The sequence below is a fragment of the Allocatelliglobosispora scoriae genome (assembly GCF_014204945.1).
Classification (GTDB): domain Bacteria; phylum Actinomycetota; class Actinomycetes; order Mycobacteriales; family Micromonosporaceae; genus Allocatelliglobosispora; species Allocatelliglobosispora scoriae.
In genome coordinates this window covers 4601623-4618105 of sequence record NZ_JACHMN010000002.1, presented here as the reverse complement: position 1 = coordinate 4618105, position 16483 = coordinate 4601623, and the positions used below count along the sequence as shown (strand labels likewise).

Sequence of the window (16483 nt, the reverse complement as noted above, 5' to 3'; positions counted from 1 at the left end):
ACTTGTGGTTGGCAGCTCGGCACCTGGTGTGCCGGGCTGTTGGTGCGCCGGGTCGCGGGCAGCAGGAATCGCGGCAGGCGCGTGAAGCGGTGCGCTGCCGTGAGGGGTGCTGCGATTGGCGGCCCGGTCGCCTGGAAATGGCGGCGGTTGCCGCCCGGTCAGTCGCCGGAAGCGTCGGCCTCGTCGGCCGTGGGCTCGACGACGTAGAAGCCGAGGGCGGGGTCGTGGTAGATCCCGGCGTCGGCGTGAGCGAGGCGCAGCTGCCCGGGGCCGACTGTCAGGTCGAGCTCGGCGTCGGCGCGGCCGACCCGCACGCTGGTGCGCCGTCCGGCGAGCTGGCGGCGTAGGCACGAGTCGGTGGGCGGCAGGACGACGAGGACCGTGTCGCCCGGGTTGACGTAACGCCGCCGCACCGTCTTGCCGCTGTGGGCGTCGGCGTACGCGGTGCGGTCCTTGTCGCCGACGAGCGTCTCGGCCCAGTTGCGGGCGTACCGGTACTCCCGGCCCAGCTTCTCGATCGCGGCCAGCGGCCCGGTGACAGCGGCGATGCTGCCGGTCAGGTCGTCTCCGTTGATCAGGGTCGTCCGCAGCCGGTCCACGGTGAGCAGCAGCTCGGCGCGGGCGTCGCGAAGGTTGCTGGCAGCCTGCGGCAGTTCGGCGGCGGCCGGGATCGGGTCAGCGGCGTGCTGGTCGAGGGTGCGGCCGGTGAGCCGGGTGATCCAGCGCCCCACATCATCGATGGTGCTCATGGCGGCCTCCTAGGCGGCGAGCTGGTCCAGCTCGGTCGGGGTGAGCTGGTCGGGGGTACGGCTCTGCCAGGCGGCCGAGTGCCGCAGCGCCCACCAGCGCAGCAGCGACCGGCAGGCGGTGACGAAGTCGTCGCGGACCGGCAGCCGGTAGACCGGGCCAGAGGCGGCGGCGAGGTGGGCCGCGTCGGTGCACGCGACCGGTAGCCACCACTCCCATGGCGACTCGTAGAGCACGCCGACCATCCGGTTCGGGTATGGCACCTCGAATGCGTCGGCGGCCTCCGGGTCGGCGGTCACCATCCACACGTTGTGCGACGTTCGCTGGAGGGTGGCCACGCCGTAGCCGGGGTCGCGGGGGCGCAGCAGCAGGTGCCGCTCGTCGCCGTCGTTGATGGGGCGATGCCGCCGCCAGGCCTGGTACAGGTCGAGCAGGCCGCCGGCGATGACGTTGTGTCGCTCGCATGCGGCGTGCCGGTCGACGGTGGCGAGCACCGCGCTCATCGCCTCGCCGGTGCCGGCGGCCCGAAGCCCGGAGGACGGCCGCGGGTGGGGCTTGTCGAGTTCGGCGCAGCTGGCGTTGTAGGCCAGGGCGGTCTTGTGCAGGATGCGGGCGAGGTCGCCGACGGCGTCCTCGGTGCCGGTGTCGTAGCGCCACAGCTGCTCGGGCAGAACGTCGTTGGTCGTAGCGGCGATCAGCCGCAGGGTGGGGTCGGCCAGGAACATGGCATCTCCTCATGGATGGATGTGGGCATGGCGAAGGCCGGTCGCAGCTGGGCTGCGACCGGTCCTCGGGATCGTCGGTATGGGTTAGGAGATGGTGACCGCGCACAGGCGTGCGCTGGGCTTCAGCGAGCGCAGGTACTTGATGGCCTCGTTGAAGAAGCGCATCCGGTCGGCGATGGTGTCGCTGGCGGGTTTGAGGAGCTTGCCCTCGGCGGTGATCAGCAGATCGCCGACGATGGCGATGCGCCAGTGCAGTCCGGCGTAGGCGTGTTCTCCGGCCTGGTAGATGGCCAGCTCGTAGGGGTTGAAGTCGTGTGCGCCGGAGTAGGCCAGCATCGCGACGATGCGGGGCTGCTGCTCGAAGCGGCGGCGGGCCTCGGTGAGGCTGAGCTTGGCAGGGTCGGTCCGGTGTATTGCCTGGAAGTCCTCCCAGGTTCGGGCCTCGCGGCGTGTGTTGGGGGTGCTGTTCATGTACTGGTTCCAGGCGTGCCAGCGAAGGCGGGCCTGGGTTGCGGCGGTGGCGGCGCCACTGTTGAGGTCGAGGCGGCCCTTGCGGCCTCCGGCGGCCTTGGTGATCGCGCCGAACCGGCGTGCGGTGTCGACGAGGTAGTAGTCGAGGAACCGGGTGATCCAGCCGATGAACCGGCGGTGGCGGACGTGGTAGCGCCGGGCCGGGGTGCCGTTGACGTTGAGGAGGTCGTTGACCTTCTCGCTGGCGCTGAACCAGTCGGCGTCTTCGCCGGGGGCGAAGCAGACGGTGACGACCTGGTCGGTGAGCGGGGTGTGCTTGGGCATGGCGGGGTGCTCCCTTCGCGAAGGAGTGGTTGGGGTTGGTGTGCTGGTGGTGCCACCGGATCGCGGCGTCTGGGCCTGGAGTGATGCCGTGGAAGGCGCGGGCGGGATCGGAGCCGACCAGGAGGTGGGCTGTGTGATCCGCGCGGGCGCGGGCAGGTCCGGGAGGGACAGACGGGCGGCGGTGCGAGCAAAAGAGAAGAGAAGAAGCTGCACCGTAACCGGCCGACCTGTCAGCACAACCCCTGTCAGGAAACTCGACCATGCCTCTGACCAGCGCTGACAGGTTTTCCAGTCAGCTGGTCAGGTTCTGTCAGGAACGAAGGTGCAAGACGCCGTCGACGAAGTTGGGGTTGGCGGGGCTGTTGCTGCCGTGGAAGCTGGGCAGCTGCTCCAGCGCCACTCGCTGGGTGCCGTCGCCGGGCAGCCATACCGCTCGCGCGGGGTCGGCGTCCTGAGTCGCGGTGGCCGTGGTGACCCCGGCGGGCTCGGCGTGCAGCAGCCGGTGCAGGTGCTCCTCGCGGGTCGGGCTGGCCAGCCAGAACAGCACCGGATAGCGAGGCCCTCCTCCGGAGGCGAACCGGTGGTAGCCGTCGAGTTTGGCGACGACGCGGGTCAGCGGTTCGGTGCCGGTGTCGGCCTCTAGCCAGAACCCGGCGGTCTGCCCGCCTCGGGTCCACAGCCCGTGCCCATCAGGGTTGATGGTCGCCTTGCTGGACTTGAACTGTTTGGCCTGCTGCTCAGACCACCACCGGTCCAGCGCCGCTTCGTCGTGCCGGCGGGCGTGCTCGCCGAGGCGGACGAAGAACTCGTTGACCGTGAGCAGGTGTGTCAGGCGCGGGCTGGCCGACAGGCGGGCGATGCGCTGGCTGGAGGCGCGCGCCGTGGGCTCGGACTCACCGCGTGACGCCGCCTGGAACCGCTGCCCGGCAAGGCCGAGCACCCAGTGGTACGGGTCAGTGCCTCCGCCGGTGCGGGCGAACCGGAACCGGTCCACCAGGGCCAGGTCGAGCAGTTCGGCCAGCCGGTGCCGGGCGGTACGCGGAGCGTGGAAGAACAGGCGGGTGAGGTGGTCGGTGGTCAAGACCTGGTGGTGGTCGAGCAGGGTCATGAGCTGACGATCGCGTGAAGTGATGTGGGGGTAGATGGCCAGCAGGCCGTGAGAGGAACGCGTATGCGGCATGGATGTCACCCCTGTGTGGAGAAGAGGAGTCCCTATGGGGAGTCTGGATGAGTTGATCTTTCCTTCGGGCCCGACAGGTGCCGGCGTCTGGGCTGGTCAGGGACCTGACAGGCGGCCCGGGGCGGGGTCCGTGGGGGGCTCCGATGGGCGACATCCCCAACGGAGCCCCCAATGCAGCCGCCCTGGGCAGCCCCAACGGCCCTGAGCGGAACCGGTCAGACGGTGCCGCTCATGCGCCGCCGCATCGACTCACGGGCCACCCGCTGCATCGGCGGCTCGTCGCCGTCGACAGCGTGCGCGGCGGCGATCTCCCCCCGCAGCGCGGTCGCCTCGCCGACGATCGGCGCGGGTGGGTTGGTGGTGAAGGTGAACGCGGCCATCTCCCGGTTGCCTACGAGGAGCCGGGCGGCGGCGGTGTAGACGTCGAGGTGCCCGAGGTCGTGATCGTCGAGTTCAGGCTTGGTGTGCCGGGCCATGTCCCGGGCGTCGTTGGGGTCGATGTTGAACACGACCTTGGAGCGGGCGTTGGCCGACATCGCGGCGGCCGTCTCCTTGGGCAGTTGGGCCAGATCCTGATGCGCCAGGACCATGCCGAGGCGATAACCTCTCGCCTCGGCCAGCATGTCGTCCACGCTGCCCGGCAGTGTGAGGAAGTTGTGCGCCTCGTCGATGTACAGGCTGGCGTCTTTGCGCTGGTCCTCGGGGATCGCGGCGCGGGCGATGGCGGCCTGCCAGACCCGGGCGACGATCAGCGAGCCCAGGATACGGCTGGTCTCCTCGCCGAGCTGGCCTTTGGGCAGCCGGCACAGCAACACACCGCCGTTGAGGATGTCGCCCATCTGAAACGAGCTGGTCGCGTTGCCGATCACGCCCTTGACGAAGTCGCGCAACAGGAACTGCCTCAACCTCGCCAAAACGGGGGCGATAACCTGGCCCCGGAAGCTGTCGTTGATCGAGTCGTACCAGGTCCAGAACCCCGCGAGCCCGTCCGGGTCGTCCAGGCCCACCGTGTAGCGGCCCCGGAACGTGCGGTCCGACAGCAGCGGCGGCACCAGGCTCAGCGTCGAGCCCGCGTGGCGCATCAGGGTCAGGCACGCCACCCGCAGGGTGTCGTCCATACGCGGACCCCACGACTTCGCGAAGATCTTGGCGAAGATCCCGACGAGGTTGTCGACGGCCAGGTGGGGATCGTTGGTGTCTTCGAGGGGGTTGAAGTGGCCCGGGTTGGGCTGGTCGGGGTCGATGAGCACGATCTTGCTGGCCAGTGACGCCGGAAGCCGGTCGAGGATGTCGGTGATCAGATCGCCGCGCGGGTCGATGACCACCGTGCCCCGGCCCGCCTTGATGTCGCCGACGATCATGTTCAGCAGCAGAGTGCTCTTGCCGACGCCGGTCTTGCCGATGACGTGCATGTGCTGACGGGCGTCGACCACATTCAGGCCCACCGAGTGCCCGCCGATCTGCGACCTGCCGAGGACTTTCACGCCCCGGCCGCCGGAGGGGATCTGCACCGGCGCCGGCATCGCCTTGGCCCGAGCCCGGTCCAGGCCCGGCACCGCCAGGTCCTGCGGCAACGCCGCCATGGCCGCGAGTTCCGGCACGGTCGCGAGGAACCCGCGCCGCAGCCTTCGTCCGGCGAGGGTGGCGACCGGCTGCGGCATCTTCATCCTGCGCAGCCGGTTCGGGCCGGTGTACGCCGCGGCGGCCGAGGCGATCGTGTGCCCCAGGCCGACGAGGCGCTCGCGGATCTGCTTGGCCCGCGCCTTGTCCGGCGACGCCTTGCCCGCGTCGGCGGCGACGGCGAACCGCACAGCGATCTCGAAGTGGGGCACGCGGATCGCCTTGTCGACGATCGTGCGCGCGTCGGCGGTGGCCACGGGGTCCCGCTCACCGGCCCGCACCGGCGTGCGCGACTGTGCGCCCGACCGTGACGGGCCGGGCAGGATCGCCTCCAGCAGCCAGATCAGCGGCTCGGTAAGTAACCTGGCGACGCCGGAAACAGCACGGGCGGCCACATCGGGCCGCCCGTGAGGGTGTGTGCTGGTCGCTGCCGCCGTTCTTCGGGCGGCGCGGACCCGCCGGGGTGGTGCCGGTCGAGCCAGGATCTGCACGCACGCGTGCTCGCGGTCGCGGACCTCGGCCCCGGCCGACAGCAGCGCCCGCAGCGGGTCGGCGTCGTGTTCGGTGCGCAGGGGCAGCGCGTCGGCCGACTGCGGCCAGTGTGCCCCGCCGACCTGCTCGACCACCGTGGCGGGGATCGGCGGGCCAGCATCATGCACGGTGAGAGTGGCGGCGGGCCACGCCGCTCGCACGGCCGCCTCGACCGCGCCGGGCGGCACCGTGCCGGGCACCCACACCCGGATCGTCAGCGTGCGCCCGGTCCACGTGTACTCCCAGCCGATGTGCGGCATGCCGTAGATCCGCCGCCGCCACACGCTCGGTGTCAGGACGCCCATGACGGTGGTCCAGAACGCCGCCGCCGACTCCGGCGTCACCTCCGGCGGCGCGGCCACCAGCAGCCACCGCGCCCCTGTCGCGTACCGCTGATGCCGCCAGGCGAGCACCTTGTCCCGGGCGGCCACACCGCCGACGATCGCGGCGACGGCCACGAACGCCAGCCATGGCCGTGCGATGACCCACGACCAGACCTCGGCCAGGCGGGCACCGGTGTCGGGATTCATGACGCCTCCCCGATACCGGTGACGGCGATCTTGTGCTCGGCCGCCGACCCGACGCTGCGGAAGGGGATACGCGAACGGCCCGCGACGAGCAGGCCCTCGCCCCTAGGCGCCGACAGCAGCAACCGCGACTCCCCACCGGTCAGGGAGAACGCCTCACTGACCGCGTCGATGGACTGGGCGCTCTGACGCATCAACACCTGGGTCGCCGCGTTGGAGACCACGGCGAGTCCGAGGTCGGTGGACAGCACGTCGGCGGCGTCCTGGGTGATGACGCACAGTCCGGCCGAGCGCTTCCGGGCGGCCTTGGCCATCCGAAACAGGAACCGTGCGCCTTCGCCGTCGCGCATCAGCAGCCAGGCTTCGTCGACGACGACGAGCTGCCGCCGCCGGCGGGCGCCGGTGTTCGGAGTGTCGATGCCCGACCAGATCGAGTCCAGGGCGAGGAGCGTGCCGACGGTGCGCAGCTCATCGGGGAGGTGCCGCAATGACCAGACCACCAGGTGTCCGCGCGGGTGGGTGGTGGTCGGCCCGTCGAACAGGCTGGAGAAGTTGCCGCCCGTCCACGGGGCCAGCCGGGCGGCGAGCTGCTCGGCGGCCGGATCGTCGTCGGCGGCCAGGGTCTCGGCCAGGTCCCGCAGCAGCGGCGCGGACCGGGTCCAGGTGGCCGGATCGCCGTTGATCCCCGCCGCCGCGTACGTGACCGTGATCGCCCGGTCAAGGGCAGCCCGTTCGGTCGGCGGCGGCGGTGCGCCGAGCATGACCGCGATCAGCGTGTGCAGGTACAGGCCCCGCCGGGTCAGTGCGTCGGGCCGGTTGTCGGCGGGCAGGTCCAGCGGGTTGACCCGCACACCGGGCACGCCGAGCTGCACGACGGTGCCGCCCACGTGCTCGGCCAAGGGCGTGTACTCGTCTTCGGGGTCGATGACCGACACAGTCGTGCCCTGGTACAGGTTGCGCAAGACCTCCAACTTGACGAAGTAGCTCTTCCCCGCGCCGGATCTGGCCAGGACGACCGAGTTGTGGTTGTCCTGCCGCCACCGATCCCATAGAAGAACACCGTTGGAGCTGGTATTGACCCCGTACAACACGCCTTCGGGCGGGGCGATGACGCCGGGGGCGGGGGCGGCGAGGTCGGCCGACGCGAGCGGGAACGCCGCTGCCAGGGCGGTGGTGTCGAGGATGCGGCGCATCCGTAGCGGGTCCACGCCGATCGGCAGCGTCGAGATCCAGCCCTGCTGGTGGCGGAACGTCGCTGGCTGCAGATCCAGCAGGACGCTCGCGGCGGCGGACTTGACGCCGGCGGTCAGCGTCCGCAGTTCGTCGAGGTCGCGGGCATGGAGGGTGACGTAGATGCCGGTGTCGAACAGCTTCGCCGCGCCGCGGGCGACCCGTTCGGCGAGGTCGGCGGCGTCGGCCGCCGCCGCGTCGACCATCGGGTCACCGAGCTTGCCCTGATCAGAGTCGATTCGCCGTGACGATTCCAGGCGGGCGCGCTGCCTTTTGAGCATCGGCGCGGCCAGCTGTGCTGCGATGGGGTCGATGTGCACGGCCACGTCCACGCGGCCGGGGTAGGACAGCAGCGGGTCCAGCCACGCCGGGCCGACCTCGGCCGGGTAGCCGCACACGGCGTAGGTGGCGGCGTACCCGTCGCCGACCTGCACATGCCATGGGGTGACCGTCAAAGCGGCCGGTGAGGGCATGCCCTCACCGGCCGCGACGCTCTTCTTCTTGGGCTTCAGGTTCATCATGCGCTCCGCAGGGTGATGGGGGCGCCGGGCACCGCTCGCGGGCCGGGCACCGGTGGGGAGAAGGGATCGACGGCGCTGGCGAGCGCGGCGGTGACCGCGGGCCCGTCCAGGGCCGCGGCTTCGACGCCGAGCCCCGACAGGGCGCGAACGGCGGTGTCGGCCGAGTGCTCGCCGGTGATGACGGCCAGGACCTGGCGGCGCAGCGGGTCGCGTTGGGTATCCAGGTCGAGGAGGAACTCGGCGTAGTCGTCGGCGGCGGCCTGCAGCGCCGGATGCGGCAGGCGCGGCGCGTGGTCGGCGATTGCCTGCGCGTGCGCGGTCAGGTCGTGCCGCCGGGGGGCGACGACGATCTGTGCCGGGCCGGTCAGGCTGTTGAGGAACCGGCCGAACCCGTCCAGCAGCGCGCTCTGCTCGCCGCCGGTTCGCAGATGGATGTTGGTGGTGCCGCAGGCGATGAGCACCTTGTTGCTGCCCTCGCTGGTGAAAACTCCGGTCGGGCTGACCGATGTGACAGGCGAGCGCAGCGGTGCCGGAACGCTCGGTCTGCCGGCCACCGTGGCTACAGGGGTGGCCCGGGCGGTGCCCGGGGTCAGCTGGCGCGGGCTGCGTGACAGGGCGAAGCCGTGCCGCAGCCACACGTCGAGGGGGAGGCCGTCGCGGCGGCCGAGGGCCACCACGATGGCGGTGGAGAACACGATGAATCCGGCCACGATCCAGACGACCGGCGGTAGCAGGTGCCCGAAGGTCTGGTGCAGGCCGAATCCGCCGAGTCCGGCGCCGCCGATGATGCCCAGCTGCCGGAACGTCAGGCCGAACGCGATGCGGTCGGCCTCGTTGACGTTGGCTGGTACCACGGCGCGGGGTGTGGTGTCGTCGTGGGTCATCGTCCGCCTCGCACCGCGCGGCCGAACGGCAGCTTGCGGGTGACGGTCTGGATCAGCACCGCCCGCAGCAGGACTCCGCCCGTGTTCGTTCCGCCCTTGCGGGTCACGAACCGGCTCATCATGCCCGGGATCTTGATGGTGACCCAGAGCAGCACTGCGACGAGCAGCAGGTTCAGGACGTCGGAGCCGGGCAGGCCCAGCAGGGTCGGCAGGTTGGCGTCCGGGTCGGTCAGCAGGTGGATGCCGGTGGAGAACGCGATGGCCTGCAGGGTGGCGGTGCCGAGGCAGCCCAGCAGGGTCCGCCACCACAGCTGTGCAGCCCCTTGCGTCCATGGCGTGGCGTAGCAGGCGAGGGCGACCGGGGCGATCCCGGCCAGGATGATCAGGACCCCGACGCGCACGATCCAGCCGGTGACGAGGGTGAACATCAGCCCGACGATGATCAGCCCGATGATGAGCGCGACCAGGGCGTTGGCGGGATCTGACAGGGCGGCGGTGACGTGGGTGCGCGCCATGTTGACCGCCTCGGTCGTCGGCGCGGCCGTGCCGACCATGGAGACCGTCAGCGCGTTGGCGATCTCGATGAGCGCCGCGCACAGCGGTACAGCGAAGTTCGACGCGACGGCCCCGACGATCAGCCGGGGCACCAGATCCTTGATGCCGTAACGCATCTCGACCGAGCCGCCGACCATCGTGGCGATACCTACGGCGATGATCGCCAGGACGAAGCAGGAGTTGACGACCAGGGCGCTCTTGCCCGCGATCGTCTGCACCTGCGGCAGGACGGTGACGTCCGGTGAGAGGAACATCGATGAGGTGAGGTAGGCGAGGAGCCCGCCGAGCAGGTCCTGCAACCGCTCGGCGAGCCAGTCGACCAGCCCGCCCATCAGCCAGTTGACCATGACGGTGCCCTCAGCCGCCCAGGATGCCCTGCAGGACGGTCAGCACGACCGGGGCCAGCACGGCGAGCGCGTAACCGATCAACGCGCTCCTGAAGTTGCCTTTGGCCTGCTCGACCTGGGCGGGGTCGCCTCCAGCGGCCATGTAACGCAGGCCGGCGACCGCGAGGAACATCGTGGCGACGGCGGCGAGGATCCCCATGATCCACAGGCGGATGCCTTCGATGACCTCGGGAAGGGTTTTCGGGCCCGCCGGCGGCTGCGGTGCGGCAGCGGCGAGGTCGGCGAGGTAGGTCAGAGTTGTGTGCATTGCGGCGCTCCACAGGGATGTGGTGGCCGCCGCGGTGGGGACCGGGCGAAGCCCTGAGAAGGTCCGGTGGGGGCGCTCCTCCCTTGCAAGGGAAGGGTTGCGGTGTCAGTACGCCGCGCCAGCCGTGCCGGACCTGTGGGCCTCGCCCGTGGGTTGTCCCCACCGGGCGGGCATGCCGTGGATGACATGCACCGCCCAGATCCGGGCTGTCAGGCCGATCGAACCGGCCTCGAACCTGTCACGACCTGTCGGAACCTGACCGCGCCCGCCGCTCACCGAACCTGACAGCGTCGCCGCGCCGCAGACGCAGCTGGGATGGACGCAAAGAGGCCGCCCTGGGCAGATGCCCGGGGCGGCCTGGTGGGGTGCGGGTTATCGGGCGGTCAGGCGGTCAGCGCGGACTCGCCAGCTGCGTGCGGACTGGGCCGGACAGGTCGCCACGCTTGACCGCCGCGCCGACGACGCGCTCGGCGCGCCTTCTGCGCATCCGCAGCGCGGAGGCGGTGATGCCCTGCTCGGCGGCCAGCTGCTCGATGAGGGAGTCACCGAAGCGGGTGGCGCTGATGAGTTCGGCGGCTTCCATGGTGATGAGGCCGGCGGCGGCAGCCCGGCCGAGCAGCAGGTCCGGGTGGCCGTAGGGCTTCTTCGGCGTCCGCGATCCGCTGGGCAGGTCCAGCGGCAGCTCCTCGGTGTCGTGGGGCTTGATGACCGCGGCCCCGGCCCGCCAGGCCGCCCAGCACAGCCGCAGCCACAGCCGGGGCGTGTCCAGGTCGGCGGTCCGCAGCGCGGCCAGGAACCCGGCAAGGACCTCGCTGTTGACGTCTTCGGCGTGGCGGGCGCGCCCACGGCTGATCTTCGCCGCGAGGTGCGTGAGAGCGGGCAGTGCGACGCCGATCGCGCCGACGACCCACGCTGGTCCCCACTCGCGGGCGTGCATAGCCAACTGCCGCCACAGCGCGTCGACGGTGGCGGAGTCGTAGCGCTCGAACAGCACCAGCTTGCGCAGCGCGTCCAGGGGCAGGGTCTTGTTCGGCAGGCCCGGCACCGGGCGGGCGTCGAACGATAGCGGGGCGGGTTCGCAGGTCAGCAGCTCGAACGCCTTCTCGGCCTGGCCCAGCGCGCCGCTGGTGCGGAAAGTGGTGGTGGTTGGCATGTGTTGTCCCCTCGTGGGTCGAGCCGAACGCCGGCTGCGGCGGCTCATGACCTCGATTGGAGTGCGGCGATCTGACAGCAGAAGGCTCTGTCAGATCGGGACAGGTTTGGACAGGTCGTGTCAGGTTTTCGCCTGTCAGACGGCTCAGAGGTCCGGCGGGCGTAGAGTCGGCGTGAGGCGCGGTGTCAGGATTGCTCCTGATCCGTTTCCTCACGCCGCTCTCCGAACCCGCCGTGCGCGTCTCCACGCAACGGGCTCTCCACGGTTGCTGTCGTCAGGCGTTGGCGGGTGCAGGCCAGGGGCTGGGGATCGTGGTGGAGCGCCAGCGGTAGCGGGTCACGGGTATGGCCGCGATGCGCCGGTACTCGATCCCATCCGCGCTGATCGGTAACCACCGCCCGGTGGGCGTGGTGTGTCGGCGCCGGAAGGCCGTCCAGTTCCAGCGGTGTCGTAGCATGAGCATGCTGCTCAGCCGCCGCCAGGCAAAGCTGTCGAGCATGCTGAAGGTGTCCTTCGCTACGGCGTGCCGGAAATAGTTGGCCCAGCCGTGCATGACCGCGTTCAGGCGGGTCAGCACTGAGGCCAGGTCCTGCTGTGATCTCCTGCGTGTCAGTGCACGGATCTTCGCCTTGATCGACCGGATCGGCCGTTTGGCGATGAACGTGTACACGTGCCACTTGTTCGAGCCTCGCTTGCGGCGCCACCGGATGTGGAACCCCAGGAAGTCGAACCCGTCGCTCATGTGGACTATCCGGGTCTTGGCCGGTGACAGCCGTAGGCCCAGAGGTGCCAGCACACGGGCGACGTCCTCGTGCAACTGCCGTACGTGCTCCTCGTTCCCGTGGACGAGGATCACGAAATCGTCGGCATAGCGGACCAGCCGCCACGTCGCCGACCCGTGCTTACGCAGCTTGGCGCGGGCGTAGGCGCTCGCCATCGTCCCGCCCGGCTGCCACGGCTCCATCAGGTGCTCATCGAGCACCGTCAGGGCGATGTTGGCCAGCAGCGGAGACAGGATGCCGCCCTGCGGCGTGCCGGTGTGGGTGTCCTGCCGGTCGCCGTGCTCGGTGAGCACTCCGGCCTTGAGGAACGCCTTCACCAGCGCCAGAACACGCTTGTCCTTAACCCTCAGTCGGACGCGGTCCATCAACGCGACGTGACCGATCGAGTCGAAACACGCCTCGATGTCGGCGTCCAGCACCCACCGGTAACCGTGGGTGCCATACATCTGGATGTCGGCCACCGCGTCCTGAGCGCGCCGCAGGGGCCGGAACCCGAACGAGACCGGCTCGAAGTCGGCCTCGAAAATCGGTTCCAGCACCAGCTTCAGCGCCGCCTGAACAACCCGATCCGCGACCGTCGGAATACCGAGCTTGCGGACCTTACCCGACCCTCCCGGCTTCGGGATCTTGCGTTCCCGCACCGGCAGCGGCCGGAACGAACCGTCCTTGAGAGACGCTCGCAGGTCGTTCAGGAACCCGGGCACGCCGATGCGCGCCTCGAGGTCGGCGACCGTCAGGCCGTCCACGCCGGGCGTCCGCGCGCCCAGGTTGCCCGCGACCCGGACGTACGCCATCAGCAGCGTCGCCGGGTCGTGCACGAGGTTGAACAGGTCATCGAACCGGCGGCCGGGATCGGCCGCCGCCCAACGGTGAAGCTTGGCCTGCATCTCCACTACCCGCCGATACGGACCAACGGCCCGTTCCGGTGGAGCGTCGCCGTTCGGCGTCGCGTCTTGCGGCATTACAGCTTCCTTCCCTTCGCGTAACCGCTGCCGCCCTTCCCCATGTACCGGGCTTTCCCCGGCTCGGAGTACTACGGCGGCTCCGCCCCACCCGGCCCGTTCAGCGGTCGGTGCGCCTATCCCCACCACCACGCTGGCGGCGCGGCGCGGGGAACCACGACCAGGTGGTTCCCGTGTTCACTGCTGCTCGCTTGTCGAAGGAGGAGCCCGACTGTGCCCCTACGGCATCGCCATGGGTACGCCGCAGACCTTCCCCATGGCCTCCCAGACCGGTCAGTCAGAACCCGCCCGGAAGATCCCCGCCACCTAACACAAGGCGGAGAAGCACCGTATCCAGCCCACATCCACCAGGTTCGAGCCGGCGACAGATTAAGGGGCTTTACAACATCGGTTCCTCGCGTACTCCTCTCCGTCTCGCTCGCCGAACCCGCACCATCTGGCAGTACTGGCACGTCCCGGCTTTGTCAGGGCTGCTCCCACCCCACCCGGCACCACCCGGGCGAGGCTGCCCTCAGCTACAACCGCCTGCTGCGACAGGCGGCAGGTGGTGGTCTCTCACCTCCACTCGAACAACAGCGCCTCACGGCGCACTGACTGGTCTTGTCAGGTGGGGGCCGAGTTCGATCGGCCCAACAGCGCCGTTCTGGTAGCTGTCAGTACGCCCGCCGGTCCGGGGGCCACCGTGCCCATGACCGATAACACCAACCGCTACAGCGCACCGGTCCCGGTCGGGGACGTCGTGCCGGGCATCCCGCCCGTGCCGATCACCGTCTGGCCGGTGCCCGCCCCGCGCAAGGGCGACACCATGTCCAACCAGATGGGTGTGCGGCTCGTACACAACCTCACCCACCCCGGCGAGCTGATCATCGATCTGGTCGACGGACCGCAGCTGGCCCGCGCGGTCATCGCGGCCAGCCGCCGCAGCCACCTGCAGGCGGCCCGGCAGACCGGCTGGGGGCGCGAGCCCGCGCGGCTCATCGTCACCGGCTGGCCGGTCGACAGCCCGGCCTCGGCGGTCGAGTTCTTCGGCCGCTGCCGCGACGCGCTGCTGCCGGGCGGCTGCGTGGCCGTCCTTCTCGGCCACGACGTGACCGCGCCGGTCGACGTCATCATCGCCGCCAAGGAGGCGGGCCTGAACTACCTGCAGCACATCGTGGCGGCCGACCAGCCGCCCCGGCCCCGCATGCAGACACTGCTGGACATCCACACCGACGTGCTGATCATGACGCTCAGCGCGGCCGGAAGCGGGGGTGGGCGATGACGGAGCCGATGCCGGTCACGTCGGTGTGGCTGACCTGCCAGCAACCTTCCCGGGACCAGCGGCGAGGCCGCTACGTCCCGGAGAGCAGCAGCCACCCGGGCAAGATGCTGCCGAACCTGGCCGCGCACGCCATACGCACCTACACCGCTGAGGGTGACCTGGTGTTCGACCCGATGTGCGGGTCGGGCACCACCCTCGTGGAGGCCATGCACCTGGGGCGGGAAGGCATCGGGATCGACATCGAGCCCCGCTTCACCGCCCTGGCGCAAGCCAACATCGAGCTGGCTTCGTCTCAGGGCGCGGCCGGCGCCGGACGAGTCATCACCGGCGACGCCACGCAGCTGCTCGATCTGGTGCCCGCGTCTGCGGTCGGGAAGGTGGGACTCGTGCTCACCTCCCCGCCCTACGGCAGGGGAACTCACGGGCTGGTGCGGGCGACGAGTACCGGGGTACGCAAGCGGGACCACCTCTATGGGGACCGCGAACGCGGGAACCTGGCGTATGCGGGATGGTCCCGCTTGCTCGACGGGTTCGCCGAGATCCTGGCGGCAAGCTACCAGCTGCTGCGTCCCGGCGGGACCGTGGTCATCACCTGCCGACCGGTACGCCGCCAGCGGGACGACTTCGTGGACCTACCCGGCGAACTGCTCGCGGTCGCCCTGGCGGCCGGACTGGTCCCGGTAGAGCGGTGCGCGGCGATGCTCGCCGCCGTCCGCGACGGGCAGATCGTGCACCGGGCCAGCATGTTCGGCCTGATGGCGGTCCGTCGTGCCCGCTCCGAAGGCGTCCCGGTGCACCTCGTGGCACACGAGGACGTCTGGGTCCTGCGCCGCGCGATATCGAACTACCACCTGTCGGATCCGGATTCCTGACACGTAGGGGCAGGTCGTAGGCCTGATGGCCGTGGGCTGTCCTGCCTGGGCCAGTAGCGGGGGCGGCGGGATGGGGGCAGCTCAGCCCTGTCCCGCCGCCCCGGTCGTATAAGACCCTGCCGGGCGGGTAGAAGTCCCGCTACTCACGGCGAGCCCCGACCCCGGTGTCAGCGGGCCCCGTACGCGGTCCCGCACCGGCGATCCACGTGCGGGACCGTATGTGTCCCGATGACGGGACCCGCCGTCACCGGGCGGCGGGACGGTCCCGCTTGATGTCCCGCTCCGCCAGCCGTGAAGCGGGACCTGTCCCGCAGCCGGCCGCGACCGACACGGACTGAGTCCCGCACGAGTCCCGCAGCGCGGGGAAACCTGACAGAGCCACTGCGGCAGCAGGGCTGTCAGGTTCTGCCAGAAGATCCGACCTGACAACGGCACCTATCCGGGCTCGGGCGCGCATAGCCTGGAGGTTCTCCTTATTTCTTATGTGCCCCGATCTGATGCCTCCCGCGACGGCACCATGCCCACCGCACGGTCGGCCGCCCTCGCCAGCCCAGATCCGGCACCCATAAAGCCCACGCCCCGCGCATACGCCCGGGGTGCGGTACGCCCATCCCTTCAGGCGGCCACCACCCGGTGGTCGCCTCCCTTTTGTGTCCCTGGAGGACAGCATGCTCAAGCACACCTGGTACCTGACAGACGGCGACTGGTTCGCCCAGCTGCCCGGCGCCCCGCGCCTCGACGACGACGGCCAGGCCGTCATCGAACAGGTCGCCCGGCTCTTCCACGACGAGTCCTACTACAGCGTGGCCAAGACCGTCGCCACGACGGACGTGATCCTGGTCGCTGTCGAGCACCTCGGCGACAACCTCACCTACGCCGTCCGCCGCCACGACCTGATCGAACTGAGCCGCCTCCTCAACGGCCTCAACCTCATCCAGGCCCACCTGACCCAGATCGTCCAGTTCCTCGCCGAACGGGTCGACGCCCGCGCTTTCGACGAACTCTCCGACGTTCCCGCCGCGGACCTGCGAGCCCTCACCGACAGCCTCAGCACCGCCGGCACCAACGGCGAGGTCTGCGCCGGGCACCTCAAGGAGGCCCACCTCACCCTTCGCCGACTCACCAAGTAACCCTCATCCGCCTATCCGAAGGCACGCGATCCGACGCGTACCTTCCTCGCACCCTGGAGATCTCATGACCGCATCAGAGACGGACCTGCCGCCCGACACCGGCGACACCACCATCAGCGGCTTGACCCGCATCACCTTCAACGCGCCCGGCCGCACCGTCACGGCGCTCAACGCGCTCACTACAGCCTCCGGCGACAACCGCACCAACGTCATCAATACCGCGCTGCGGCTGGCCGCGACCCTGCTCACCTTCGAACGCCCCGACGGCACCGTCCACATCCTCGCCAACGACGGCACCCCGCACGTCCTGCACCTGCCCTGACCACATTTTCGGCGGAGACGCTGATGAGCCTG

Annotated in this window: 15 protein-coding genes; 4 read left to right on the top strand and 11 right to left on the bottom strand. The window is 70.3% G+C overall.

What is annotated here, in order from left to right:
- Nucleotides 1-158: 158 nt before the first annotated feature.
- From F4553_RS26440 to ltrA, 11 genes are all read right to left on the bottom strand, one after another.
- Nucleotides 159-749 (bottom strand): hypothetical protein, encoded by a 591-nt coding sequence (locus F4553_RS26440; protein ID WP_184840330.1) that lies wholly within the window; start codon nucleotides 747-749, stop codon nucleotides 159-161.
- 9 nt (nucleotides 750-758) lie between these two features.
- Complete coding sequence (locus F4553_RS26435) at nucleotides 759-1472, bottom strand: hypothetical protein (protein WP_184840328.1); 714 nt, start codon at nucleotides 1470-1472, stop codon at nucleotides 759-761.
- A gap of 84 nt (nucleotides 1473-1556) precedes the next feature.
- Nucleotides 1557-2267: a hypothetical protein gene (locus F4553_RS26430; RefSeq protein ID WP_184840325.1), complete on the bottom strand. Its 711-nt coding sequence runs from the start codon at nucleotides 2265-2267 to the stop codon at nucleotides 1557-1559.
- A 310-nt stretch (nucleotides 2268-2577) separates the two neighbouring features.
- Complete coding sequence (locus F4553_RS26425; protein WP_246466545.1) at nucleotides 2578-3375, bottom strand: replication-relaxation family protein; 798 nt, start codon at nucleotides 3373-3375, stop codon at nucleotides 2578-2580.
- Nucleotides 3376-3662: 287 nt separating this feature from the next.
- Nucleotides 3663-6128: a type IV secretory system conjugative DNA transfer family protein gene (locus F4553_RS26420; protein ID WP_184840321.1), complete on the bottom strand. Its 2466-nt coding sequence runs from the start codon at nucleotides 6126-6128 to the stop codon at nucleotides 3663-3665.
- A complete protein-coding gene (locus tag F4553_RS26415; RefSeq protein ID WP_246466543.1) occupies nucleotides 6125-7873 on the bottom strand; it encodes a VirB4 family type IV secretion system protein in 1749 nt (582 codons plus the stop codon). The genes F4553_RS26420 and F4553_RS26415 overlap by 4 nt, the downstream gene beginning before the upstream one ends.
- A complete protein-coding gene (locus tag F4553_RS26410; protein WP_184840319.1) occupies nucleotides 7873-8760 on the bottom strand; it encodes a PrgI family protein in 888 nt (295 codons plus the stop codon). The genes F4553_RS26415 and F4553_RS26410 overlap by 1 nt, the downstream gene beginning before the upstream one ends.
- A complete protein-coding gene (locus tag F4553_RS26405; protein ID WP_184840317.1) occupies nucleotides 8757-9662 on the bottom strand; it encodes a TrbL/VirB6 family protein in 906 nt (301 codons plus the stop codon). Before F4553_RS26405 ends, F4553_RS26410 begins: the two co-directional genes overlap by 4 nt.
- Nucleotides 9663-9672: 10 nt before the next feature.
- On the bottom strand, nucleotides 9673-9969 hold the full coding sequence (locus F4553_RS26400; protein WP_184840316.1) for a pilin: 297 nt from the start codon (nucleotides 9967-9969) through the stop codon (nucleotides 9673-9675).
- A 391-nt stretch (nucleotides 9970-10360) separates the two neighbouring features.
- On the bottom strand, nucleotides 10361-11122 hold the full coding sequence (locus tag F4553_RS26395) for a hypothetical protein (RefSeq protein ID WP_184840314.1): 762 nt from the start codon (nucleotides 11120-11122) through the stop codon (nucleotides 10361-10363).
- 274 nt (nucleotides 11123-11396) lie between these two features.
- Nucleotides 11397-12998, bottom strand: a complete 1602-nt coding sequence (gene ltrA / locus F4553_RS26390) for a group II intron reverse transcriptase/maturase (protein ID WP_312875369.1) — start codon at nucleotides 12996-12998, stop codon at nucleotides 11397-11399.
- Nucleotides 12999-13554: 556 nt separating this feature from the next.
- On the opposite strand from ltrA, the gene F4553_RS26385 reads away from it, so the two are divergent.
- The 4 genes from F4553_RS26385 to F4553_RS26370 all read left to right on the top strand — a co-directional run bounded on the left by F4553_RS26385 (nucleotide 13555) and on the right by F4553_RS26370 (nucleotide 16451).
- Nucleotides 13555-14127, top strand: coding sequence for a hypothetical protein (locus F4553_RS26385; protein WP_221470024.1), 573 nt, complete (start codon nucleotides 13555-13557; stop codon nucleotides 14125-14127).
- Complete coding sequence (locus F4553_RS26380) at nucleotides 14124-14999, top strand: TRM11 family SAM-dependent methyltransferase (RefSeq protein WP_184840312.1); 876 nt, start codon at nucleotides 14124-14126, stop codon at nucleotides 14997-14999. The genes F4553_RS26385 and F4553_RS26380 overlap by 4 nt, the downstream gene beginning before the upstream one ends.
- A 650-nt stretch (nucleotides 15000-15649) precedes the next feature.
- Nucleotides 15650-16129, top strand: coding sequence for a hypothetical protein (locus F4553_RS26375; protein ID WP_221470023.1), 480 nt, complete (start codon nucleotides 15650-15652; stop codon nucleotides 16127-16129).
- Between the two features lie 64 nt (nucleotides 16130-16193).
- Entirely contained in the window at nucleotides 16194-16451 is a 258-nt protein-coding gene (locus F4553_RS26370; RefSeq protein WP_184840308.1) for a hypothetical protein, read from the top strand.
- Nucleotides 16452-16483 lie beyond the last annotated feature (32 nt).

Coding starts and splice junctions, on each gene's coding strand:
- F4553_RS26410 (WP_184840319.1), bottom strand. CDS start 8,760: ATGACCCACGACGACACCACACCCCGCGCCGTGGTACCAGCCAACGTC.
- F4553_RS26435 (WP_184840328.1), bottom strand. CDS start 1,472: ATGTTCCTGGCCGACCCCACCCTGCGGCTGATCGCCGCTACGACCAAC.
- F4553_RS26420 (WP_184840321.1), bottom strand. CDS start 6,128: ATGAATCCCGACACCGGTGCCCGCCTGGCCGAGGTCTGGTCGTGGGTC.
- F4553_RS26385 (WP_221470024.1), top strand. CDS start 13,555: ATGACCGATAACACCAACCGCTACAGCGCACCGGTCCCGGTCGGGGAC.
- F4553_RS26440 (WP_184840330.1), bottom strand. CDS start 749: ATGAGCACCATCGATGATGTGGGGCGCTGGATCACCCGGCTCACCGGC.
- F4553_RS26425 (WP_246466545.1), bottom strand. CDS start 3,375: ATGACCCTGCTCGACCACCACCAGGTCTTGACCACCGACCACCTCACC.
- F4553_RS26415 (WP_246466543.1), bottom strand. CDS start 7,873: ATGAACCTGAAGCCCAAGAAGAAGAGCGTCGCGGCCGGTGAGGGCATG.
- F4553_RS26400 (WP_184840316.1), bottom strand. CDS start 9,969: ATGCACACAACTCTGACCTACCTCGCCGACCTCGCCGCTGCCGCACCG.
- F4553_RS26380 (WP_184840312.1), top strand. CDS start 14,124: ATGACGGAGCCGATGCCGGTCACGTCGGTGTGGCTGACCTGCCAGCAA.
- F4553_RS26395 (WP_184840314.1), bottom strand. CDS start 11,122: ATGCCAACCACCACCACTTTCCGCACCAGCGGCGCGCTGGGCCAGGCC.
- F4553_RS26430 (WP_184840325.1), bottom strand. CDS start 2,267: ATGCCCAAGCACACCCCGCTCACCGACCAGGTCGTCACCGTCTGCTTC.
- F4553_RS26370 (WP_184840308.1), top strand. CDS start 16,194: ATGACCGCATCAGAGACGGACCTGCCGCCCGACACCGGCGACACCACC.
- F4553_RS26405 (WP_184840317.1), bottom strand. CDS start 9,662: ATGGTCAACTGGCTGATGGGCGGGCTGGTCGACTGGCTCGCCGAGCGG.